This window comes from Breznakia sp. PFB1-19 (assembly GCF_029893935.1).
Lineage (GTDB): Bacteria > Bacillota_I > Bacilli_A > Erysipelotrichales > Erysipelotrichaceae > Breznakia > Breznakia blatticola.
On the sequence record NZ_JARXXJ010000002.1, the window covers coordinates 63,463 to 88,713 of the forward strand.

Annotated in this window: 25 protein-coding genes; 23 read left to right on the plus strand and 2 right to left on the minus strand. The window is 35.2% G+C overall.

The annotated features are described in order from the left end of the window. Nucleotides 1-14: 14 nt before the first annotated feature. Nucleotides 15-995: an ABC transporter substrate-binding protein gene (locus M2098_RS01720; RefSeq protein ID WP_280681166.1), complete on the minus strand. Its 981-nt coding sequence runs from the start codon at nt 993-995 to the stop codon at nt 15-17. Between the two features lie 819 nt (nt 996-1,814). Here M2098_RS01720 and M2098_RS01725 point away from each other — a divergent pair. The 15 genes from M2098_RS01725 (at nt 1,815) to M2098_RS01795 (ending at nt 15,842) form a co-directional block, all read left to right on the plus strand. Continuing rightward, the gene (locus M2098_RS01725) at nt 1,815-3,302 is read left to right on the plus strand and encodes a DUF1846 domain-containing protein (protein ID WP_134170147.1); all 1,488 of its coding nucleotides are present in this window, start codon (nt 1,815-1,817) and stop codon (nt 3,300-3,302) included. 15 nt (nt 3,303-3,317) lie between these two features. Further along, the gene (locus M2098_RS01730) at nt 3,318-4,118 is read left to right on the plus strand and encodes an HAD family hydrolase (RefSeq protein ID WP_280681170.1); all 801 of its coding nucleotides are present in this window, start codon (nt 3,318-3,320) and stop codon (nt 4,116-4,118) included. A 9-nt stretch (nt 4,119-4,127) separates the two neighbouring features. Further along, a complete protein-coding gene (locus M2098_RS01735; RefSeq protein WP_280681172.1) occupies nt 4,128-4,862 on the plus strand; it encodes an SIS domain-containing protein in 735 nt (244 codons plus the stop codon). Between the two features lie 57 nt (nt 4,863-4,919). Further along, on the plus strand, nt 4,920-5,666 hold the full coding sequence (locus tag M2098_RS01740; RefSeq protein ID WP_280681175.1) for a copper homeostasis protein CutC: 747 nt from the start codon (nt 4,920-4,922) through the stop codon (nt 5,664-5,666). Nucleotides 5,667-5,804: 138 nt separating this feature from the next. Then, a complete protein-coding gene (locus M2098_RS01745) occupies nt 5,805-6,380 on the plus strand; it encodes a histidine phosphatase family protein (RefSeq protein ID WP_280681178.1) in 576 nt (191 codons plus the stop codon). 225 nt (nt 6,381-6,605) lie between these two features. Further along, entirely contained in the window at nt 6,606-7,073 is a 468-nt protein-coding gene (locus tag M2098_RS01750; RefSeq protein WP_208318311.1) for a PTS sugar transporter subunit IIA, read from the plus strand. 8 nt (nt 7,074-7,081) lie between these two features. After that, a complete protein-coding gene (locus M2098_RS01755; protein WP_134170137.1) occupies nt 7,082-7,363 on the plus strand; it encodes a PTS sugar transporter subunit IIB in 282 nt (93 codons plus the stop codon). A 30-nt stretch (nt 7,364-7,393) separates the two neighbouring features. After that, nucleotides 7,394-8,764, plus strand: a complete 1,371-nt coding sequence (locus tag M2098_RS01760) for a PTS transporter subunit IIC (protein ID WP_280681180.1) — start codon at nt 7,394-7,396, stop codon at nt 8,762-8,764. 1 nt (nt 8,765) lies between these two features. Next, complete coding sequence (dhaL, locus tag M2098_RS01765) at nt 8,766-9,401, plus strand: dihydroxyacetone kinase subunit DhaL (protein ID WP_280681182.1); 636 nt, start codon at nt 8,766-8,768, stop codon at nt 9,399-9,401. Between the two features lie 12 nt (nt 9,402-9,413). After that, nucleotides 9,414-10,409, plus strand: coding sequence for a dihydroxyacetone kinase subunit DhaK (locus M2098_RS01770; protein ID WP_280681184.1), 996 nt, complete (start codon nt 9,414-9,416; stop codon nt 10,407-10,409). Nucleotides 10,410-10,428: 19 nt separating this feature from the next. Then, nucleotides 10,429-12,492: a BglG family transcription antiterminator gene (locus M2098_RS01775; RefSeq protein WP_280681186.1), complete on the plus strand. Its 2,064-nt coding sequence runs from the start codon at nt 10,429-10,431 to the stop codon at nt 12,490-12,492. An 8-nt stretch (nt 12,493-12,500) separates the two neighbouring features. Further along, nucleotides 12,501-13,163 (plus strand): class II aldolase/adducin family protein, encoded by a 663-nt coding sequence (locus M2098_RS01780; protein WP_134170128.1) that lies wholly within the window; start codon nt 12,501-12,503, stop codon nt 13,161-13,163. 7 nt (nt 13,164-13,170) lie between these two features. After that, nucleotides 13,171-14,181, plus strand: a complete 1,011-nt coding sequence (locus M2098_RS01785) for a dihydroxyacetone kinase subunit DhaK (RefSeq protein WP_280681188.1) — start codon at nt 13,171-13,173, stop codon at nt 14,179-14,181. An 8-nt stretch (nt 14,182-14,189) separates the two neighbouring features. Then, entirely contained in the window at nt 14,190-14,807 is a 618-nt protein-coding gene (locus M2098_RS01790; RefSeq protein ID WP_280681190.1) for a dihydroxyacetone kinase subunit L, read from the plus strand. 30 nt (nt 14,808-14,837) lie between these two features. Beyond that, nucleotides 14,838-15,842 carry an HAD-IIB family hydrolase gene (locus M2098_RS01795; RefSeq protein WP_280681192.1) on the plus strand — a complete coding sequence of 335 codons (1,005 nt, stop codon included), beginning with the start codon at nt 14,838-14,840 and terminating at the stop codon, nt 15,840-15,842. A gap of 15 nt (nt 15,843-15,857) precedes the next feature. Here M2098_RS01795 and M2098_RS01800 read toward each other — a convergent pair whose 3' ends face one another. Next, entirely contained in the window at nt 15,858-16,565 is a 708-nt protein-coding gene (locus M2098_RS01800; RefSeq protein WP_280681194.1) for a hypothetical protein, read from the minus strand. Nucleotides 16,566-16,705: 140 nt separating this feature from the next. On the opposite strand from M2098_RS01800, the gene pepT reads away from it, so the two are divergent. The 8 genes from pepT to M2098_RS01840 all read left to right on the plus strand — a co-directional run bounded on the left by pepT (nt 16,706) and on the right by M2098_RS01840 (nt 25,245). Beyond that, nucleotides 16,706-17,932, plus strand: a complete 1,227-nt coding sequence (gene pepT, locus M2098_RS01805; RefSeq protein WP_280681196.1) for a peptidase T — start codon at nt 16,706-16,708, stop codon at nt 17,930-17,932. Continuing rightward, on the plus strand, nt 17,929-20,067 hold the full coding sequence (locus tag M2098_RS01810; RefSeq protein ID WP_280681198.1) for a Tex family protein: 2,139 nt from the start codon (nt 17,929-17,931) through the stop codon (nt 20,065-20,067). Before pepT ends, M2098_RS01810 begins: the two co-directional genes overlap by 4 nt. After that, on the plus strand, nt 20,067-20,708 hold the full coding sequence (locus M2098_RS01815) for a GDSL-type esterase/lipase family protein (RefSeq protein WP_280681200.1): 642 nt from the start codon (nt 20,067-20,069) through the stop codon (nt 20,706-20,708). The genes M2098_RS01810 and M2098_RS01815 overlap by 1 nt, the downstream gene beginning before the upstream one ends. Before the next feature lie 95 nt (nt 20,709-20,803). Then, nucleotides 20,804-21,697 (plus strand): ROK family protein, encoded by an 894-nt coding sequence (locus M2098_RS01820; RefSeq protein ID WP_280681203.1) that lies wholly within the window; start codon nt 20,804-20,806, stop codon nt 21,695-21,697. A gap of 125 nt (nt 21,698-21,822) precedes the next feature. Next, nucleotides 21,823-22,053, plus strand: coding sequence for a hypothetical protein (locus M2098_RS01825; RefSeq protein ID WP_280681205.1), 231 nt, complete (start codon nt 21,823-21,825; stop codon nt 22,051-22,053). A gap of 138 nt (nt 22,054-22,191) precedes the next feature. Further along, on the plus strand, nt 22,192-23,088 hold the full coding sequence (locus M2098_RS01830) for an ROK family protein (protein WP_280681207.1): 897 nt from the start codon (nt 22,192-22,194) through the stop codon (nt 23,086-23,088). Beyond that, entirely contained in the window at nt 23,085-23,528 is a 444-nt protein-coding gene (locus M2098_RS01835) for a DUF3284 domain-containing protein (RefSeq protein ID WP_280681209.1), read from the plus strand. The genes M2098_RS01830 and M2098_RS01835 overlap by 4 nt, the downstream gene beginning before the upstream one ends. A gap of 388 nt (nt 23,529-23,916) precedes the next feature. Beyond that, on the plus strand, nt 23,917-25,245 hold the full coding sequence (locus M2098_RS01840) for a sigma-70 family RNA polymerase sigma factor (protein ID WP_280681210.1): 1,329 nt from the start codon (nt 23,917-23,919) through the stop codon (nt 25,243-25,245). Nucleotides 25,246-25,251 lie beyond the last annotated feature (6 nt).

A 25,251-nucleotide genomic window follows, 5' to 3' on the forward strand; every position in this document is an offset into this window, starting at 1 on the left:
TGTTTACTCAAATATTATTTTACTTCTACGACAGTTTCGTGGTTTTTCTTGATTGTATCTAGGGTTGTGATATTCAGTTTGTTTGCTACATCTGTATTGATGTAAACACTCAAGTTATCTTTAAATACTTTTACTGGAATATCTGCTGGGCTTGTTCCATTTAATACTTTGATTGTCATCTCTCCAGTTTCTTTTCCTAGAGATGTATAGTCGATTCCTACAGTTGCTAGCCCACCATCAGCTACCATTGAATCCGCCCCAACAAATAATGGGGTATTTGTTTTATTTGCTACTGCACTTACAACATCCATTGCACTTGCCACAGAATTATCATTTGGTGTAAATACGATATCTGCTTGTTGGCAAAGGTATTGCATTGAACTTTGAATATCTGCAGTATTAGCAAATGCACTTTCATATACTTCTAAACCATTTGCTTTGGCATATTCTTTGGCTTTATTCATATTGCTCACAGAGTTTACTTCTCCTGAGTTGTATAATAATCCAATTGATTTTGTTTCTGGGAGCATCTCGGTTGCTAATGCAAGAATTTGATCTACTTGTACTTCGTCACTAGTCCCAGTGATGTTTCCTCCTGGCTTTTCTAAACTATCCACAAGTTTTGCACCAATTGGATCAGATACAGCCGAGAAGATAACAGGTATATCTTTACTCACGTTTGCTGCAGCCATTGCTGAAGGTGTTGCGATGGCAATAATTGCATCGACACCATCATCTTTAAATTGTTGGCAAATCGTGTTTAGTGTACTCATATCACCATTTGCATTTTTATAAACGATTTCAATTGTATCGTCAGTATCTGTAATTTCTTTTTCGGCAGCTTTGCGAATTGTATTCAGTGATGCATGATCCACAATTTGTACAATACCTACTTTCTTTGATGAACTGTTACCTCCATCTTTTTTGTCGCCTGAACAGGCCACCAATGTACATACCATTAATAAACTCATAGCCAAACATAATACTTTTTTCATTTTCTTTTCCTCCTATATGTTTTGGTCATGATGCATTTAATTGTAGCTTTGAATAAAAAAACACTCATCCTTGCTTAAAAAATAAGCTCAAGGACAAGTGTATCTTACACATGCGGTGCCACCTTGTTTGATTTGATTTACCAAATCCAACTTTCAAATGCTATCACATTCTTAACCCTATAACGTGGGTATCCGTCTTACCTACTTGAAATACATCTTTCAGTTCGCCCTCATGGGTCCATTTACGAAACAGCATCTCTGTGAGATTTCCACCATCACTCACTCTCTATTAGCGCTTAAATCGCTTGATCTCCCATTCATTGGTTTATCAAATAGTAACAAACATGAAAACACATGTCAATGAAAAATGTAATTTTTTCATAAAATGTAAATTGTTACATAATAAGATAAAGAAAAAAGTATCCATTATATAGCGAATACTTTTCTCTTCGATGAAGTCTTTTTTTCTAGTTAAACTAGAATATATAGACATTTCTATCCCATTCTTTGCGTATATCCATCACACATAGATATACATCAAAGATAAACACATACTATCAACATATCACATTTGATAGTACTTACATATTACAATATAAATGATAATAAATCTAGAGAATCAAATGAAAAAATGTAAACTAATGTAACTAAATGTAAATTTATTCATTAATGATGAAGGATAATAATATATCATAATATATGCTTATTTTTCGTGTGATATATAAAGAATGAAAAACTTTTCTTTATTTTCATTGAGTTGATGCGTTTTCATCTTGGAAGTTTGCTATAATGTTAAGGAAAGTTAATGAGGTTATATGAATGGAGCAAATAGCATTTAATTCGGAAAAGTATTTAGAGTTACAAAGTGAGAATATCTTAAAGCGGATTGCCAGCTTTGATAATCGCTTATATTTGGAGTTTGGCGGGAAATTGTTTGATGATTATCATGCATCAAGAGTTCTTCCAGGATTCTTACCAGATATTAAAGTACAAATGCTTTCGAAGATTCAAGATAAAGTAGAAATCGTGATTGTAATCAATGCCAATGACATTGAAGGAAGTAAAGTTCGTGGTGACTTAGGAATTACCTATGACCAAGAAGTATTGCGACTAATCGATGCATTTAGAAGTGTTGATCTATATGTAGGAAGTGTTGTAATTACGCAGTTTATGGCACAACCAACAGCAGTTCAATTCCGTGAACGTTTAGAAAGTATGGATGTAAAAGTGTACGTCCACTATTCAATTGAAGGATATCCAAGTAATGTGGATGTCATTTTAAGTGATGACGGATTTGGACGTAATGAATACATTGAAACAACTAGAGAGTTGATTGTCGTAACTGCACCTGGTCCAGGAAGTGGAAAGATGGCAACATGTATGTCACAAATGTATCATGATCACAAACGTGGGGTGCGTTCTGGTTATGCTAAATATGAAACATTCCCAATTTGGAATATTCCATTAAAGCATCCAGTTAACTTAGCATATGAAGCAGCTACTGCAGAACTTGATGATGTAAATATGATTGACCCATTCCATTTAGAAGCATATGGAGAAGCGGTTGTTTCCTATAACCGTGATGTAGAAGTATTCCCAGTGTTGCGTCGTATGTTTGAAAACATCAATGGTGTATCGCCATATAAAAGCCCAACAGATATGGGTGTAAATATGGCAGGGTATGCAATTGAAAATGATGATGCTGCACAAGATGCAGCCAATAAAGAAATCTTACGTCGTTACTATCAATCACTAGTCAATGAACGTTTGGGGACAGGTTCAAAAGAAGCCATTCAAAAAATTGAAATGTTGATGAACCAAGCAAATCTTAAGCCAAGTAACCGTAAGGTGGTTGGTGCAAGCGAAGCAAAATCAATCGAAACAGATGAACCAGCAGTTGCAATTGAACTACCTGATGGTCGTTTAATCACAGGGAAAACATCGACTCTACTACGCGCAAGTTCAGCAGCTTTATTAAATGCCGCAAAAGCACTTGGTGGAATTGATGATCGTTTACCGTTGATCTCACCATCGGTTATTGAGCCAGTCCAAAAACTAAAAACGGATATACTTGGAAATAATAATCCACGTATTCATGCAGGTGAAATGCTTGTCATGCTTGCAGTAAGTGCAACAACAAACCCAGTTGCTGAACTTGCCATGCAACAATTAAAGAAACTTCAAGGATGTGAAGTACACTCTACGGTAATCTTAAGAAAAGATGATGAGAATGTATTTAACCGTTTAAAAATGAATTACACATGTTCACCAAAATTTAGAACGCAAAAGTTATATCACAAGAAATAGTTGTGATAGCCAAATATGAAAGATATAAAAATAGCTGCATTTGATGTTGATGGAACTTTGTTTAACCACATAACACATCGAATCGAAGAAGATGATTTGATGTGTCTAAATAAATTACGTGAACAAGGAATGAAACTTGCAATTGCTAGTGGTCGTCCACCATACTTCGTAAAAGAAAAACTATCACAGTATTTCACATTTGATTATTATATTTGTTTGAATGGAACCTACATTATGGATCATGCATTTAATGAATTGTATAGTGAACCATTATCGAAACAGGATACAGAAAATCTTGTCCAAGATTTTACGCACTTTAAGCAATATTTACAATTTCAATTTCCTGAAAAAGGATATTTATATGCAGGAAAACTTCCTTTGCAAAATCGTTTGATGATCTTGCTAGGTCGTTGGGGCAATTTTGAAGATCATCGAAAAAAGAAAACACGTCATACGCAAAGTTTACCTTTAGCTGCAGTGAGTCGTGTTGAACCAAGCATCTTTAAACAAATCAAACCGAAGTATCCACACTTACAATTTGATAAGTTCTTTGGAAATGGATTTGATATTCACCCAAAGAAGACAAGTAAAGCAAATGCGATTGCACATATTTGTGAACATCTTGGATGCACGATGGAACAAGCGATAGCTTTTGGTGATAATTATAATGATATAAGTATGATTGAAGCATGTGGGATTGGTGTTGCAATGGGCAATGCCGTCGATGAAGTAAAAGCAAAAGCAAACTTTGTGACAAAACCATGTGGTAAAAATGGAATCTATGAAGCTTGTAAACATTTTGAAATCTTAAAATAGGAGAAACTTATGAAACTAGTTGAGCAGACATTTAGTATTGGTTTAGACGTCGTGCATAAGATTAAGGATACGCAAGCAAAGGCAATAGAAGAAGCAGGAATTACTATTGCAAATGCGCATAGTCAAGGACATCGCTTTTTAGTGACGGGAAGTGGACATTCACATTCTGTAGCTGAAGAGTTTTATGGTCGTGCAGGAGGACTTGCTTTTGTGGTGCCAATGATGCCTACAGAATTGACATTAAATGAGCATCCAACAAAGAGTTCTCTAATTGAAAATCTTGATGGATATGGGGATCTACTTGTCGATTTATTTGATATTCAAGAAGGTGATGTTGTTTTAATTGCAAGTAACTCTGGAAGAAATCCATATCCAGTAGAAGTTGCAGTTGAAGCAAAAAGACGTAAAGCAACCGTTATTGCAATTACTAACGTACACCATTCAATGGAAACAAAGCCACGCAATAAACACAACAAACGTTTACTAGAAGTTGCAGATATTGTTATTGATAACTGCGGACAAAAAGGAGATGCAGCAAGCTATTTTGAAGGAATCGATATTCCAATGTATCCAACATCATCGATTGCCAATGCATTTATTTGTGGTGCAATCAGCGTAGTTTGCGCAAGTACGCTAGCTCAAAATGGACAAGAAGTTGAAGTGTTCGTGAGTGCGAATGTTGATGGAGGGTTTGAAAAAAATGATGCCTTCATGAAAAAATACGCACGTTTATATACCAAGTAAAGAAGACGGAAGCAATTCTGTCTTTTGCATTTTGTATGCAAAATTAAGTGAGGAATTATGAAAGATATAATTTTTGAAGTATGTGCAGGAAGTTATGAAGATTGTTTGGCTGCACAAGCAGGTGGGGCAAACCGTATTGAGTTAAATAGTGCATTATATTTAGGTGGACTAACGCCAAGTATGGGAACTGTGAAATTAGTAAAACAACATATTTCATTGCCAATTGCAGCTATGGTGCGCCCTAGAGCTGGTGGATTTCATTATACAAATGAAGAGTATGAAGTGATGAAACAAGATGCAACTATATTATTACAAGAAGGTGTAGAAGCAATTGTGTTTGGATTTCTAAATGAAGATTTTACAATTGATGCTACACGCACAAAAGCATTTTGTGATTTGATTCATAGGTATGGTGGACAAGCTGTTGTACATCGTGCATTTGATGTCGTACAAGATATTGATGAAGCAATGTGTACACTTATCGATTGTAAGGTGGATCGTGTACTAACAAGTGGACAAGGAAAAACTGCTATTGTTGGAATTGAAACACTTGCCTACCTACAAAATACATACGGAAAGCAAATCGAAATCTTAGGTGGTGTAGGCTTGCGCGCAGATAATGTAAAGAAAGTACTTGAAAAAACGCAGTTGCAGCAAGTACATGCATCATGTAAAACATGGAAAAGAGATCTTACAGCAAAAGCAAAACAAGTATCGTATGGATATGCGAATAATCACGAACTTGATTATGAATGTGTAGACAAACAAGCAGTTATCGACTTTATTGATGCATTACATACATAAGGGACTTCTGAGATGAAGTCTTTTTTTTCTAGATTTCATTGGGACCTATTATGTGCATAAAGATGTGCAATTTTTGTTTCCAAAAGCATTTGTTGTAAAAAACATAACGTTTTATAATGCATGTAGAGGGAATTGTATATGAAAACATTATATGTAGTTCGACATGGACAAACGTACTTCAATGTACAGCACCGGATTCAAGGGTGGTGTGATTCACCACTAACAGATAAAGGGATTGAACAAGCCAAACAGGCACATGAAATACTGAAAGATGTAAACTTTGATACACTTGTTTGTTCTACGAGTGAAAGATGTTGTGACACAATGGAGTATATAGCACCAAATCAACCATATCAACGAAGTAAAGATTTACGTGAACGTTGGTATGGAGAAGCAGAAGGTGAAGTCTATATAGGATCAAGTCATCAAGATATTTATGGGGATACATTAACGAGTAAAGTTGGTGGAGAAAGCGCACAGGATGTAAAAACTAGAGTGAGTTCTTATTTGCAACAAGTTTGCCAAGATAGGGATAGTCAAGTCATACTTGCAGTAAGTTCAGGAGTGAGTATTGCTTATTTCTTAGAGACTTGTCATATGGATCCTAGTCTTGAAGCGATTAAGGAAACTGGTGTTGGCAATTGCTGTATCTTAAAATTAACATGGGGTCATGACATGTTTACTTTAGTCGAAATTATGAATCAAAATTTGTGATAATTTATTAGAAATACCATTCTTTATGGAAAAGTTTGGTATTTTTTTATGGATTTTACGTCACAAGGTTGCGCAACTTTAGCGCCCATCACTGTATTGCACATTGTGTTGTGCATTAATTGTCCCGAAATTGCTTTGCCTGAAAATGTTTCTACTCATATAATGTGATTAAGCAAGTTGCCATGGATCGGCGCGCAGATGCAAGCAATTGCGAAAGGAGAGTAAATGGACAGTTCAATGATTATCAAAGACCTGATTCAACTAGATATGCAGGTAGAAAATCAAAATGATTTCTTTGCGAAAATGAGTGAAATACTTTTTGCCAAAGGATTTGTGAAGGAAACATATTATCAAGCATTGGTAACAAGGGAAGAAGCATACCCAACAGGCTTACCAACGCAACCATATCCAATTGCGATACCGCATGCGGATGCAGTACATATTATCACCCCATTTGTTGCAGCAGTTCGACTAGCAAAACCAATTGCTTGGTGTGAAATGGCAACCAGTGATGTATGGCATGACGTTCAACTAATCTTTGTTCTTGGATTCATAAAAGGTGATGGACATGTGGAAATGTTGCAACTCCTAGTTGATAATCTGCAGGATCAAGATTTGATGGATCGTTTACTCAATGCAAAAACAGTAGATGAATATTATCAAGAAATAATCAATATAAAAGGATTCGATTAGGAGGGACTATGAAAAAAATAATCGTGGCTTGTGGTAGTGGAGTAGCAACTTCACAAACCGTAGCAAGTAAAGTAAATCGTTTACTAAAAGAAAATAAAGTGGACGCAAAAGTAGAAGCAGTAGACTTAAAATCTGTGGATCGTCATTTGACAGATGCGGTTGCATATATTGCAATTACGAAAACAAATAAGGAATACCCAATTCCAGTAATCAATGGAATTGCATTTCTTACAGGAATGAAACAAAAAGAGGAATTACAAAGACTAATTGATGCCGTGAATAATGGCTAATAAGAAAACAAAAGAGGAGAGTTTAAATTTATGGATATTTTACAAAATGTAGTTAACTGGCTACTTAGTTTAGGGGCAGCAGTATTCGTACCAATTATCATCATTTTTGCAGGATTGCTTGTTCGTATGAAAGTGAAAGATGCAATCTCAGCAGGTATTACATTAGGGGTTGCATTTACCGGAATGTCAATGCTTATTAGCTTTATGACTGGGGCAATTTCACCAGCAGCAGAAGCAATGTTAGAATCAACAGGTATTTCATTACCAATTGTTGATGGAGGATGGACAACATTATCGACAATCTCATGGTCATGGCCATATGCATTCTTAATGTTCCCATTACTTATTGTTGTGAACATTATTATGATCGTGTTAAAGAAAACAGAAACATTCAATGCGGATTTATGGAATGTATGGGGGAAAATCTTTACTGCAGTTTGTGTTGTTGCCATTACAGATAGTGTACCTTTAGCATTTGTAGTTGCGACAATTCAAATTATCTTTGAACTTAAAACAGCGGATGTACACTCACACCGTATTGAAGAATTATCAGGAATTCCTGGAGTTACTTGTACACACAAAATGGTATTCTTTGGAGCTATTTTGTACCCATTCGATTTATTATTACGTAAAATTCCTGCATTCAACAAAGACTTTGATGCAGAAGCATTAAAAGACAAAGTTGGTATCTTTGCAGAAAACCACGTTCTTGGATTTATTTTAGGATGTGTATTTGGAATCATGGCAAAATGGAGTCCAGCTGAAATCTTAACATTAGGAGTTCAAGCTGCAACTGCATTAACATTATTCCCGGTTATTTCAAAATACTTTATGCAAGCGTTATCACCAATTTCTGAAGCAGTTAGTGACTTTATGAACAAACGTTTCGAAGGAAGAAGTTTAATTGTTGGTCTTGACTGGCCATTCCTTGGTGGATCAAATGAAATTTGGTTAGCAGTTATTTGGTCAGTGCCAGTAACATTATTAATGTCTATGATTTTACCAGGAAACGAAATCTTACCATTTGCTGGAATTATCAATATTGCATTAGCAGTACCTGCATACCTAGTAACAAAAGGAAACTTACCAAGAATGTTAATTCTTTGTACAATCGGTGTTCCATGTTTCTTATGGATTGGTACAGCATTTGCACCATTTATTACAGACTTAGCAAACACAACAGGCGCTGTAGATTTAGCAGCAGGACAAATGATTTCAAACTCATCAATTGATGGTCCAGTATTTACATATGGAATTTCGCAAATATTTGATGTAGTGAATGGAAACTTTATCCCAGTGGTTGTACTTGTAGCTTGGTTAGCAGGATACACAATGTACTACCGTGAATTACGTAGAGAAGCAAAAAACGCAAAAGAAGTAGCAGCAGCAGAAAGAGCATAATATGAAGTTTACGAATCAAGAAGGAATTGAAATAGTTGTAACCATCATTACATGCATTCAAAAAAATCGTGATTACTTAAGTGAAATCGATGGTGCAATTGGTGATGGTGATCATGGAATTAACATGAATAAAGGCTTTACACTAGCAAAAGAAGCATTGACAGGTGAAGAAAACATGAGTACAGGTTTTCAAATCATCAGCAAAATGCTTATGAGTAAAATTGGAGGAAGTATGGGTCCATTATACGGAAATTTCTTTCGCGGCCTATATGTTGCTAGTAAACAACATGAAGAGATTGATGGTCAAATCATTGGTGAAATGCTAGATAAAGCATATGACAATATTAAAAAGATATCACCAGCAAAAGTGAATGATAAAACACTGGTTGATGTATTAGATCCAGCAATTTACGCATATCATAAAGAATTTGATGCATCACAAGATGTAAATAAAGCGTTAACTGAAATGGTTGGGGCATCACAAGCAGGACTTGAAGCAACAAAACATATGGTGGCAAAACTTGGACGTGCATCAAGACTAGGGGAACGTTCAAAAGGGCATCAAGATGCCGGTGCAACAAGTGCCCAACTCATTCTTGAGTCGTTTGCTGATGGCTGTAAGAAGTTATTAAGATAGGTGGGTTATAGTATGCAAAGATTTGTGAATCATGCTGATTTCATCGTTGAGGATATGATGAAAGGTATTGAAAAAGCTCGTCCAGAGTTAGAAATATTAAGTGAAAATGATCATGTTATGAAATTAAAAGCGGCACCGATTGCTGGCAAGGTAGGACTTGTTAGTGGTGGTGGAAGTGGACATGAGCCAGCATTTCTTGGCTATGTAGGACGCCAAATGCTTGATGCAGTAGCGGTTGGAGAAGTATTTTCTTCTCCGCCAGCACAAGCATTCTATGATGCATTTATGAGTGTTGATAGTGGAAATGGAGTTGCTTGCTTATTTGGTAACTACGCTGGAGATAACATGAATGTAAAAATGGCAGTCGACATGTGTCTAGATGAAGGAGTAGAAGTAAAATACGTTGTTGCAACAGATGATGTATCATCTTCACCAAAAGAAACAAAAGAAAAACGTCACGGTATTGCTGGTGGTGTATTCATGTGGAAAGTTGCAGGGGCAAAGGCAAGTCAAGGAGCTACGCTTGATGAAGTCATTCATGTTGCACAAAAAACAGTGGATCAAACACGCAGTATTTGTGTGGGATTATCTTCATGTACCATTCCTGCTGTAGGAAAACCAAACTTCCATATTGATGAAGGAAAAATGGAATTTGGAATTGGACACCATGGAGAACCAGGAATGCATGTGGAAGATTTAAAAAATGCAAAAGATATTGCAAAAGATATGGTAAAGGCTGTAGTTGATGATTTGGAAGTGAAAGCAGATGAAACACTTTCTGTAATTGTCTCTGGTTTAGGAGCAACACCAATTATGGAACTTTACGTATTGTATAATGATGTTGAAAGCGAACTTCAAGCAAGAAATATCAATATTGATAAAGTGTTGGTTGGTAATTATGTAACCTCGCTAGATATGAATGGAGCTGCATTAACCATCATGCGTATGGATGATGAACTTCATGAATTACTTGAAGTGGAAGCAGATAGTATGGGTTTGCGTGTATAAATAGAAACAGGGGGTAAGGATGGCATATTTGGATGAAAGAAGTCGTAATGTCTTATTACAAATCGTAGATAATCCAACAATTACTGGAAAGCAATTACAAGACATGCTTGATTTATCAAGAAAGCAACTGAGTTATTCGCTAGAGAAAGTAAATGATTATCTAATGGATAATGGATTTGAATGCATTGAACGTTTAAAAACGGGAAAGTTTCAAATTCCAGCACCAGTTATTGATGAATATAAGACCGAAAACTTTAACCTAGAAGAAGCTGATTATACATATTCAGATAAAGAAAGACAGTATTTAATTGTGCTTCTTTTACTATGCCGCCAAGAAGAATTATCCACTGCTGATTTTACATACGAACTCAATATTAGTAAGAATACATTCTTACTTGATCTTAAAAAGCTGCAACAAACCTTATGTCGTAATTACAAAGTAGATGTGCATTATTCAAGAAAAGATGGATATCGAATGACAGGAAGCGAATTTGCGAAACGTGAAAGTTTAATCACGGCGATTCGCAAAGTATTACTAATGCCAAATGGAGCTTGTGTCATAAAGAAAATCTGTAATATTGAAGAAGCAGAATTTGCATCTGTGTATGAATCGATTATGTTGATCGAAGATAAGTTAAATATCAAATTCACAGATGAACGCTTGGAGGAATTACCATTTATTCTATATTTGATTTTACGTCGCATCAAACAAGGTAAATTATTGGATGCAATTGCTGAATCATTTCAACATATTGTTGGAACTAGTGAATATACAGCAACCAATATTCTTGTGCAAAAATATGCCGTAGAAAATCAGTTGGAACGGATGTTTATTGCAGCACAAATTCAAAGTTCAAATGTGAGTTCGATGCGTACGGATGATGTGGAAGTTGAAAAGCAAATTACTGATGCAGCATTTGATATGATTGAACGCTTTGAAGAGATTTCCTTGGTCCAAATTCAAGGAAAATCCGCACTACTAGAAGCATTAGTGCAACACTGTAAACCTGCATATTATCGAATGAAATACAAATTTCATATCGAAAATAGTGCAATTGATATGGTCTTACCACAACATGCCCAACTGCATGAAATGGTACGACGAGCAAGTCAACCATTTGCAGCATTTGTAGGAAGTGAAATCGTTGATGATGAACTTGTGTATTTAACTGTGCTTTTTGGAGCGTGGCTAAAAAAAGAAGGAAATCTTGAGATCATTGAGGAAAAGAAAAAAGCGATTGTAATTTGTTCAAACGGTGTGACAGTATCCAACTATTTGTATGTCACACTATCTGAATTGTTACCTGAGATTGAATTCAAAGATTGTTTATCAATTCGTGCATTTGAAGAATATGATAAACCATACGATTTGATTTTTACAACGGTACGCTTGGACAGTGAAAAACCACAATATTTAGTAAAGCCATTTCTAAATGATTATGCAAAACAACGTTTTAGAGAAAAGGTGATGGGAAGCTTAAGTGGAATTAAACCACATCGCATCAACTTATCTGAGATTATGGATATTGTTAGAAAACACGCCCAAGTGGATGATAATGAGCAAATGGTAAAAGACTTGCAACACTACTTATTTCAAGATCCTTCTTTACCTACACAAAAAGTTGTACATCAAGAAGGAGTAGAGTTGTCACTTGCAGATATTTTAACGATAAAAACCGTTCAAGTAGAACATGAAGAACTTTCGTGGCAACAAGCCATTGAAAAGGCAGCTAAACCCTTACTCGATCAAGGAGATATTGAATCTCGTTATGTAAAAAAGATGATTGATTCGATTGAACAAGATAAACCATATATTGCGATTGCTGATGGTGTCATCGTGGCACATGCAGGAATTGATGATGGTGTAAATGAAGTTGCAATGGGACTTTTACGACTACCAAAACGTATTCCGATCTTTGATTATTTAGAAGCGGATATGATTGTAGTACTAGCAACACCAGATCGTACCAAACACTTAAACCCATTATTTCAGTTTATTGAAATAACAGAGAATGAAACGAAAATGAAAGCATTGCGTCAAGCAAGTGATGTTGACCAAATGCTTAACATATTAATAAAATAGGAGGAACTATGTTAGAAGCTTTAAAGAAAGATGTGTGCGAAATCGCAAAACGCGCACAAAAAGATGGCTTATGTAAACATAAATCAGGAAACTTTTCTGCTCGTGATAAAGAAACTGGTTATGTTGTAATTACACCAACAAGTGTTGACCGTGAATTGTTGACACCTAGAGATATGATTGTAATGGATATGAATGCAGTGGTAATTGAAAACTTATCTGGATTACGTCCAACAAGTGAATCACTTATGCATTTAAAAATATATGAAACAAGAGAAGATGTGGTTGCTATTGCACATACACACTCTATGTATGCAACAACATTTGCAGTATTAAATAAACCATTACCAGCGATTGTTTATGAAGTTGCAACAATGGGATTATCAAAAGGTCGTGTGCCAGTAGCTGCATATGGTCGTCCTGGAACCCCAGAGCTAGCAGAAACAGCAGTCGAGCCAGTAAAAGAAGCGGATTGTTTCTTAATGAAAGGTCATGGAGCAGTTGCATGTGATGCAAATGACATTTATGAAGCGTATTTAAAAGCTGCATATATTGAAGAACTTGCACAACTTTACTACAACACATTAACTGCATTGAATGGTAAAGAACCTGAATTCTTCCCAGCTGAAGAATTACAAAGTTGGGCATATCCAAAAGAAATTACACTAAAGTAGGTTCTATATGAAAAAGATTATAAACAATCCAGAGAACTATCTAAAGGAAATGTTAGAAGGGATCTATATTGCACATCAAGACCAAGTAACTTGTGTAAATGATGATCTTCAGTGTTATGTCACCAAAAACAAAACGCCAGGAAAAGTAGGAATTTCTACTGGTGGTGGATCTGGACATTTACCACTATTTCTAGGTTATGTTGGTGATGGGATGCTTGATGGTTGTGCAGTAGGTGATGTATTTCAATCTCCATCAGCAGAACAAATGTTTGAAATTACCAAAGACATTGATCAAGGTGCAGGAGTTCTTTACATTTATGGAAACTATAATGGGGATATCTTTAACTTTGATATGGCTGCAGAAATGGCCGACTTTGAAGAAAATATACAAGTGACTACCGTTCTTGGAGCTGATGATGTAGCTAGTGCTGGACCAAGTGCACCAGGAGAAAAAAGCACACGTAGAGGTGTGGCTGGAATTTTCTTTGTCTATAAATGTGCTGGAGCAGCAGCGGCAAAAATGTATGATTTAGAAACCGTTACAAGAATCGCCCAAAAAGCAGCAGATAACGTACGTACGATGGGTGTTGCCTTAAGTGCATGTGTAGTTCCAAGAGTTGGAAAAGCAGGATTTTCCATTGAAGAAAATGAAATGGAAATCGGTATGGGAATACATGGAGAAACAGGAATACGCCGTGGTCCATTAGAAAGTGCAGATCAAATCACAGAAGAAATGATGCAACAAATTCTTGTGGATTTACCATATGTTGAAGGTGATGAAGTTGCCGTGCTTGTTAATGGGTTGGGTGCAACTCCACTAGATGAACAGTACATTGTTACAAGAAAAATTGATTCGATTTTAAAAGAAAAAGGCATTAAAGCATATCGTTATTATGTAGGTGAATATGCAACAGCACTTGAAATGGCAGGTGTTTCGATTTCACTGCTGAAAGTTGATGAAGAATTAAAACCATTGATTGATTATCCAGTCAATACACCATTTTTTAAGCAAATGTAGGAGGCAATATGTTACAAGAGATGAAACGATATCTTGAAGTTGTTGCTAACATCATGCAAGAAAATAAAGAAACACTTATTGAAATGGATCAAATTGTTGGTGATGGAGATTTAGGACTTACCATGTCAGATGGATTTCGCGCTGCATATCTTGCTATCAAAGATACTGATGAACAAGATCTAGGAAAACTTGTATATGCTGGTGGAAAAGCCATGGCAAGTGCAGTGCCATCAACGATGGGAACGCTAATGGCTTCTGGTTTGATGCAAGCAGGAAAAGATTTACGAAATCAAAATGAACTTACAAATGAAAACTGGGTGCAGTTCTTCAACAGTTTTGAAGCAGGTGTTATCAATCGAGGTAAGGCAAACGTTGGTGAAAAAACATTTGTTGATGGAATCGATCCAGCAGTTCAAGTATTAAAAGAAAATATAGAACTTCCATTAGTGCAATTAGCAAGTAAAGCAAGCAAAGCAGCTAGACAAGGTTATGAGCAAACTGCTACGATGATTGCCAAACATGGACGTGCAGCAACACGAGGAGAAGCTTCTAGAGATTTACTGGATCCAGGAGCATATGTAGCTGTATTATTATTTGAAGCATTTGAAATCAGTATGAAAGGGTAGGACAACCTACCTTTTTTTAAAAGGAGGATTATGAAAGTATTAGCAAGCGATGTTGATGGGACACTCATCAGTGAAAAAGGAATCATCCACAAGAAAACTATTACTGCTATTGGTGAGTGGATCGATGCAGGACATGTGTTTGTCTTTGTGACAGGTCGTGATATTTTAACACTACGAAAAGACATTGAAAAACATAAAATTCCATTTCACTTTGCCATTTGCAATAATGGTTCGGTGATCTACAATAATGCATATGAAGTGATTCATGAAGTATCCTTTTCAGGTGAACTAGCCAAAATGATAATTAGTGATCCAATTGTACGCAGTAGCTCGTATTATATTTTGTCGGCAGGTTTTGATCGTATCTTAGTTAACAGTGATATTGAAGTGGCAAAAACATACAACTACTTCACAAAAGAAATGGGTATCGAAAAAGTAGAGGCATACACATACTACGGAATTGATATGCGTTTTGATAGTCATGATAAAGTAGTTAAATCAGCAAAACTACTCCAACAAAATTATGGTTCTCAAGTATCAATAAATCCAAATATTGAAACGTTAGATATCAATGGCAAAGATAGTAATAAAGCAACTGCATTGCAATGGTTGGTTTCCAATCATTTACCACCTGTAGAAGATGTTCTTGTTGTTGGTGATGGAGGAAATGATATGCAGATGATTGCTACCTATCAAGGATATGCCATGGATAATGCAAGCGATGAAGTAAAAGCAGTTGCAAGCAAAGTTGTCACAGATGTATCAGAGATTGTCAAACAACACCTTGATAAACGCGCAAAACCGATTTTGAACATGCACTGGAAAGTATTGCTATATCTAGTTGGTTTAGGTATTTTACTTTATAATTTTCCGCTATATGTAAGTTACTTTTATATTTCTCTATTCTTTTTTAAACAAAGTTATAATCGCTATCGTGATCGATACAAAGACCCACTATACAAAAACAAGGTAATTCAAAATATTACACTCGGTTTGTTGTGGATTGTATTGGTATTCATAAGTGTTTTTCTATAATAAAAGGCTGGATTATTAAATAATAATCCAACCTTTTTCTTCGTCTACGGATAGTGCCGGTTCTGCTTCTATTGCAGGCTCAGCAGCCATTGCTTCTTTAGGGACAACAGGTTCCCAAGCAAACATTTGATATTCATTACTCATTCGTGAATCATATGCAGCAGTATATACAGTTTCTGCATCAAGAACGTTTTGTTCGTGTGCATCCATAGTTGTATCTAAGATGCTTTGCTTATCTGTTTTCGCCTGTTTTTTTTCAAATCTCTTGCGTACTTCATATGCTTGATTTCTTTCTTCGTATAAGTTTTGTTGCTCATCTGAAACTTGATGATTTGTCACATCCATTTGTACTTTTTGATTTGGTTTATATACGTTTGATTTTAGCTTATTGGTTTGGGCATTCGCTTCTTCAATTCCAGCTTGAATCGACTGTGCAATCTGAGCGAAAATCCCTTTCTTTTCAGCACCTTTACTTTTTTGTCTAGGTGCACTTTTTCTTTTGCTTGTTAAATCAACTTGTACATTTTGGCGTTTCATTTCCTTTGGTACATAAGTCGTTTGATATTTCATTTGCTGTTGTTTCTTTTTCTTGCTTGAACTTGATACAATTCCAACCATTACAACGATAAAAAAGATCAAGCTAAATATGTCTTCAATATCGATGATGTTAAACAACTCATTTAAGAAATCTGTGATTTCTCCAGCTAGTAATAATGTTTTCATATATTTAGTATAACATTTACAAGCATTTTTACCACTTTTATCGAAATTATCGTATAATAAAAACGTAGTCCTTATGTATAAAAACAAAGGAATTACATAAGGAAATTAACAGTAGTTAAAATGAATTGGAAGGTATGAAAATGAATATAGTAGATCGTTTTATTGCGTATGCAAAAATGGAAACAACATCTGATCCAATGAGTACAAGTATTCCTTCAACTGCAAGTCAGTTGGAGTTAGCCAAAATCTTGGAAGAACAACTTAATGCGTTTGGATTACTTGATGTGTATACAAGTGAATATGGGGTTGTGTATGCAACACTAGAAAAAAATGTTGAACAGGATGTAGATTGTATTGGTTTAATTGCACACATGGATACAAGTAGTGATATGAGTGGAAAACATGTGAATCCACGATTGATTACAAACTATGATGGTTCGACAATTGTTTTAAACGAGAAAGAACAAATTACAATGGATCCAAAAATGTTTCCAAGTTTGGAACATTGTATTGGAAAAGATCTTTTAGTAACTGATGGAACAACATTGCTTGGTGCTGATGATAAAGCTGGAATCAGTATCATCATGGATTTGATTCAGTATTATGTAAAACATCCTGATGTTAAGCATCCAACGATTAAAGTTATCTTTACACCAGATGAAGAAATTGGACATGGAGCTGATCACGTTGATGTAAAAAAAGTTGATGCAGATTATGCATATACAATTGATGGTGCTGAAATTAATGTGATTAGTTTTGAAAACTTCAATGCGGCAAGCGCAACAGTACATGTACAAGGAAATAGTATCCATCCAGGAAGTGCAAAAGATAAACTGCTTAATGCAAGTAAACTTGCGATGGAATTTCATATGGCTTTACCACTTGATTTAGATCCAGCGAAAACTGAAGGTTATGAAGGATTTAATCACTTAACTTTATTTAATGGACAAAGTGAGTTTGCAACATTGGAATATATTATTCGTAATCACAGTCGTGAGAAATTTGAAGCACAAAAACAAGATTTTTACGTGATTCAAGATGCAATGAATGCTACATATGATAAGAACACCATCAAAGTGGATATTGAAGATAGTTATTACAATATGGCAGAACTATTTAAAGATCACATGTATATTGTGGATGATGTTCGTATGGTGATGCAAGATATGGGGATTCCTGTTCACTATGAACCAATTCGTGGAGGAACAGATGGAGCTCGTTTATCTTATGAAGGATTATTGACGCCAAACTTAGGTACTGGTGGAGATAACTTCCATGGAAAATATGAATACCTTTGTATTGATGAAATGAAGCAAATGGTAGAAATTTTAAAAAATGTAATGACAAGTAAAGTGGAGAATATATGAATCAAATAGAAGCAGTTGCAAAGCAACTACAAATATCAGAGGCACAAGTGCAAACAACCCTTACGCTTCTTGAAGAAGGAAACACAGTTCCTTTTATTGCAAGATATCGTAAAGAGATGACAAAAGGATTAGATGAAGAACAAATTCGTGAATTGAGTGAGATGTACAACTATCAAGTACAACTTGAGAAACGTAAAGAAGATGTTCTACGTTTAATAGAAGAAAAAGGGAAATTAACTGATGCAATTGTTGCTGAAATCAAAGAAGCAACAAAACTAAGTCAGGTGGAAGATATTTATCGTCCATATAAACAAAAAAAGAAAACAAGAGCGGGTCTAGCAATTGCAGCAGGGCTTGAACCACTTGCAAACTTGTTTTTGAAGTTACCAAAAACTCTACAAGATGATGAAATTCTGGCTTATGCGTGTGAAGCATACCCAGATAAAGAAGCAATTATTCAAGGAGCAAAAGATATTATTGCTGAGAAGATTACAGATAAACAAAATGTGCGTAATAAAATCTATGACTCTATGGCAAATTATGGAAAACTTGTCACAAAGATTAAAAAAGATGCAGAAGATGAAAAGAAAGTGTATCAAATGTATTATGCATTTGAAGGACGTGTATCAAGTTTACAACCACATAATGTAATGGCAATTGATCGTGCTGAAAAAGAAAAAGTGATAAGTGTAAATATTGAAATCAATGAAGAGTATATTCAAAACTGGCTATTTACACGCTTTGCCAAGTGGGAGCAATCAGCAACAGTAGACTATGTAAAAGAAGCGATTTTGGATGGATGCAAACGTTTGGCTTTTCCAAGTATCGAACGTATGGTGCGAAGTGAACTTAGTGAAAAAGCACATGATGCAAGTATCGATGTGTTCTCACTAAACTTAGAAAAATTATTACTACAACCACCAATGAAAAACAAAACGATTCTAGGTTTTGACCCTGCGTTTCGCACTGGTTGTAAACTAGCCGTGGTTAATGATACAGGAAAGATGGAAACAATCGCAGTCATCTATCCACATCAACCAGTAAATAAAGTGAAAGAAGCAACAAAAACACTCGTAGATCTTGTGAAAAAATACAACATTGATTTAATTGCGATTGGAAATGGTACTGCAAGTAGAGAAAGTGAACGCTTTGTTTCACAAGTAATTAAAGATTACAATTTACCAGTTGCCTTTACACTTGTCAGTGAAGCAGGTGCTTCAGTGTATAGTGCAAGTAAACTAGCAATTGAAGAATTTCCAAAATTACATGTAGAAGAACGTAGTGCAATTTCCATTGCAAGACGATTACTTGATCCATTAAGTGAATTGATTAAAATTGATCCACAAAGTATTGGGGTTGGACAATATCAACATGATTTACCTGTAAGTAAATTAAAAGAACGTTTGAATTTCGTTGTTGAAAAAGCAGTAAACTTAGTTGGTGTTAATATTAACCAAGCAAGTGCTACTTTATTAAGTAATGTTGCTGGATTAACCCTAGCAAGTGCAAAGAGCATCGTTGAGTATCGTGAAAAAGAAGGACCAATCCTTTCACGTACACAAATTAAAAAGATTCCAAAAATTGGACCCAAAGCATTTGAACAAGCTGCTGGTTTCTTGCGTATTGAAGATGGAAAACAACCATTAGACCGTACCGCAATTCACCCGGAGAGCTATGATGTAGCAAAAAAGGTATTAAAGGAACTTCAACTAGAAGTTAGTGATATGGGTACAGATAAAGCAAAAGAAGCCATTCAAAATTGCAATCGCACAGCTCTAGCAACAACTGTTGAAACGGATGCATATACACTTGATGACATACTGGATGCCATTACGATGCCACTTCGTGATTATCGTGATAAATATGATGCGCCATTATTACGTCAAGACGTATTATCCTTTGAAGATATCAAAGTGGGTGATGTTTTTGAAGGAGTTGTGCGTAATGTAGTGGACTTTGGGGCCTTTGTTGATATAGGATTAAAGGAGGATGGACTTGTTCACATTTCGCAATTGAGTGAACGTCGCATCAATCACCCAAGCGATGTAGTAAGTGTTGGTGATATTATTAAGGTATGGGTTTATAAAAAGGACGAAGAAAAGCACAAAGTGCAATTAACTATAAGGGGGAAATAATGGAAAACGTGTATTTTGACTATCAACAAGATAGAGTAAAAGAGATTCAAGATCGTGGTTATGGAGCAACTCCAGGCGAAACCGTATTATTTGGGCATTCTATTTTATATGGATTTGATATTGCGCATTATTTTCCAAATGCACATATCTACAACAATGGATTGGATGGAGCAACAAGTCATCAGTTACTATATTTACATGACTATGCAATTAAACTATACAAACCAAATAAATTATTCTTGATGATTGGAACGAATGATTTAAATGAAGAACATGGAAAACATGTTGCTGGACATGCGCATCAAGGTGATGTGTTAGATATCGCCTTTAACGTAAATAATCTACTTGCGATTTTCGAACGCAATTATCATATTGATCAAATTTATATCGTTTCACCACTACCTGTCTCTAAAGAGAAAATTACACGTAACCGTAATAACCGTTCGTTATGGTTACTTGGTAAAGAGTATAAAGAGCTTGCATTAAACTTTGATGGTGCAGTTGTAAAATACATTGATATGTATCCAGAATTCTTAAAAGATGGAGAGATGAATCCAGAATATACAACAGATGGACTTCATCTAAGCAAAAAAGGATATGACAAGTTTGCATCCTTAATTGAGCCATATATTAACGAATAAACACGAAAAAAAGAGGAAATACAACATTGGTATATACCAAGTATTGTGTTTGCTCTTTTTCTATGTTATAAAAAGATTGAAGGGTAGGTACTCAGATGAAATATGCGGTAGGAATAGATATTGGGGGAACCAACACGAGAATTGCACTTGTTGATGAAAATTATACAATTACAAAACGTGTCGAGTTTCCAACAGAAAAAGCAGATCCTAGTGTGATGCTTGATTCCATTGGAAAAGCCATTTACGATTTTGGTCATGACATTGTTGGTGTTGGATTATCTTGTGCAGGTCCAATGGACTTGATCAATGGTAAAATTGGTATGGCAGTGAATTTAGGGGAAAACTGGTTTCATTATCCAATTGTTGCAGAAATGGAAAAACGCTATGGTGTATCCGTTTATTTAGAAAACGATGCAAACTTAGCATGTTTAGCCGAAGCAACCGTTGGAAAAGGAAAGTCGTATCGCTTCGTTCATTTTTTAACGATCTCAACAGGGATTGGTTCTGGTTATGTTGTAGATAAACAAATCATTCAAGGTGCACACGGACAGGCAAATGAAGTTTGTAACATGATCATGTGGAAAGATGGACCAAAACATTCCATTTTAGCAAGTGGAGCATTAGAGGCAATCAGTAGTGGAACCGCAATTACCAATCGTGCACGAGCACTTGGTTTAGAAGTTGCTCATGCTGGAGAAGTAAATGACTTAGCAGTTGCTGGAAATGCAATTGCAAAAGAAATCATGGATGATGCAAAAGAATATTTAGCTAATGCAATCGCGATGATTTTTGCAGTTGAGGATCCAGACATCTTCATTCTTGGTGGAAGTGTCTCATTAAAGATTGAAGGATTCACAAAAGAAGTTGAAGCTTTAGTAAAAGCAAAAGTACTACCAGGTTTTGATCAATACATTAAAATTGAAACATCAAACCTAAATGAAGATAGTGGTTTATTAGGAGCAGCAGCACTTGCATTCCTAAAAGCATAATCCATATTTTCATGAAAATGAGATCTAATGAAACATTCATTAGGTCTTTTTTTTGAACTATTCGGGTACATAAATAGTACATGCGATGTATTTTTGATAATATGAGTATGGAAAGAGGTGTTGACATGTTACATGAAATTAGTCTGTTGTTTCAAAATGAACCAATAGCTATGACTGGTGCTTTGATTTGTGGTATTGGTATTATATTGTTAGCTGGAGCATCAATAAGTTATCGATTTCGGGCTTTTACAAATAAAAAAGCGTGGGATGGGAAAACACTACCTTTATTAAAGATTGGATTATTCCTTTTTATTATAGGTGCAGCAATATTTCTATATGCAATATATATTTTATAGATGAATGAGAATTGAACTGTGTCATGCAGTTCTTTTCTATTGAAAAGTGTTGTATATAAAAAGATTCGACTAGTAGTTTCTTACTCATTTTTATCGTATAATGATAGAGGCAGACATCTTAATCATAGGAGGAGAAATATGAAATACGCAGTAGGAATTGATATTGGGGGAACAAATACGCGTGTCGCTTTAATTAATGATGCATATGAAGTGTTAGAGCGCGTGCAATTTGCAACTGATATTCATGAACCACAAAACACATTACATAAAATTAAAGAAAGTATCGATTCATTCAATAAAGAAATCGTTGGTGCAGGAGTTTCTTGTCCAGGACCACTAGATTTAATTAATGGTTCAGTTCTTGATTCGCCAAATATTCCAGGTTGGCATTTCTTTAAACTGACAGATGAAATGAAAAAATTATTGGGTGTACCTGTATTCCTAGAAAATGATGCAAATTTAGCAACACTAGCAGAAGCAACTATCGGTAAAGGTAAAGATTACCGTTATGTTTCTTTCTTAACGATTTCAACAGGAGTTGGTGCAGGATTGGTTATTAACCGTGAAATCTATCAAGGTGCGCATGGATTCGCTCATGAAATTGCAAATATGCCACTATGGCGTAATGGACCAAGTCATGGAATTATCAAGCCAGGTGGAATTGAAGCGATTAGTAGTGGTACAGCAATTACCAATCGTGCAAAGGAAAAAGGTTTAGATGTAAAACATGCAGGTGAAGTGAACGATTTAGCAGTTGAAGGAAATGCAATTGCAAAAGAAGTCATGGAAGATGCAAAAGAATATTTAGCAAATGGTATTGCAAGTTTAATGAGCTTACTTGACCCAGAAATCGTAATTCTTGGAGGAAGTGTAGCATTAAAAATTGATGGTTTTGTTGAAGATATTCAACGTCGTGTAGAAACGAAAACATTTGATAATTTACGTCAATATGTAAATATCCAAAAATCAAATCTTGATGAAGACAGTGGTCTTATTGGAGCAGCAGCTCTTGCATTCACAAAGGTAGTTGCATGAAGTTAAGTAAGACATTAAAAATATCAAAAGAAGAATACTTTGATTTCATCGTGAACAGCTTTGTTCAAGAGTTGCCAAAAGCAACAAAAAAGCGTGTAAGTACAAATGATATCAAAGAAGGTTTTTCATACAAGCAAACCTACCAACTAAAAACTGGTAACTTTATATCTCGTAAGGTCATCACAGAATTTGAATATGGAAAAGTTTATGCTTTGGAAATGGATTTGCCTGATGGAAAGCAATACTTCAAACATGAAATTCAAGAAAAAGGTCCATTCAAAATAAAAGTACATTACACAGAAATTGTAAATTCAAAGAATTCATTTCAAGCGATCATTCGTCGTTTCCGTGAATTTACAGCAAAAGCGAAAATGTCAGGACGCTTTGAAGCAATTGAGAAACATATCATCTCACTAAGAGACGAGGAAAAAGAAGCATAGATTGCAAGTAAGCAATTATGGTATATGCGTTGCTATTTACAGTGTTTATACTATAATATACATGAATTACATGCGTTGGCTTTCTTACTATATACAAGACCAGTATTGCAAATGGTAAGGCATACATCTTGATAAATCTCTAGCAGGATATGGATGTAGACCAAACAAAATGAAATTCAAGAAATACGTCATTACGGCGTATTTTTTTGTACACTTTTACATACAAATTATGTTTTGATTTTATATATAATATAACTATTTTCATATGATGGGCATATGAATTGACAGATTTCCTATGACCCGTAAAATAAAGTTAGTGTAGTATAAAATCATTGATGAATAGAGAGAAATCACGGTGTGTGTCAGAAACGTGTTAAGGGAAGAAAGTATGAAAAAAGAACAGAAAAATCCAATTACAGTAGACATTGTTTTAGATGTTCAAAAAGGTAGCATTCATGCATTTGAAAAAATATATGAGCAATATCATAAGCGCATATACTTTTTTGCTTTACATCATGTAAGTGATCAAGAAATTGCAAGTGATGTTGTACAAAATACATTTATTGCAGTTCACCGACATGTCGCAAAACTAAAGCATCCAGAAGCATTCCATGTATGGATTATGCGGATTGCGTACAATGAACTAATTAACATTGTCAGAAAACCAAAAGCGGAAACCATTTCATTAGAACAGGCAAAAGATGTGGATGCATATATTGATAAACATCGTTTTGTAATGCCTGAAAATGGTGATGACAAAATGATTTATGAAGTTGTTTCGCACAAAGTGAATACACTTGATGCGAAGTTTAAGGATGTCGCAACTTTAAAATTTCTTAATGGTTATTCAGAAAATGAAATTGCATCGATTATGAATATTCCATTAGGAACAGTAAAAAGTCGATTGCGTAAAGTAAAAACAACTTTACAAAAATCATTGAAGGAACAAGGGTTAACTCCACAAACCTACAAAGCAAGAGCACTTGCATTTACACCATTGATGTATCAAACATATGCGTATATGTTTGAAACAGAAACTGCAAATGTGAATTTGCATACAAATATCGCCGAACTGATGCAATCACCAATACCTAAGGTGGCAGCTGCAGGTATTAGTGCATGGAAAATCACGCTTGCTGGTTCATTATGTGTTGCTGGAGGTGCTGCAATTTGGTTTGCTATGCCTGAAGATAAACCACAGGTTAATAAACCAGTTGCAATTGTGGAACCAAGTCATATTGCAAATGTAGACTATAGTGACAACTACACCAATCAACCAATCGAAGTTCGTGTAGAAACAACCAATGATAATTATGACAAAATCTTGTTGAATCAAAGGGAAGATTTAACAATTTATGAAAATGGAAATTATGAAGTACATCTGATGAAAGATGACAAGGTTGTAGATAGTTATAGCTTTGAAGTAAATAACATTGATATCGATTTGCCAGAATATGAAGGATATACACTTGATGGTGATGTATGTACCGTGTATATAAAAGATTTGATATCTGGTGTGGATGAAGCAAAGATTCGCTATATAAAAAATGGTGATCCACATCTTCAATTTACATATAACAAAGATACACAAACCATAACTTTCGTGTATGACAACTATTCATCAAATATATTTTATGTGACAGATCAGGCGGGTAATGAACTCAAAGTTTCACTCGAATCTGAAAATTATTTTAAAAAAAGTGATCCAAGTGTGTGATGTGTC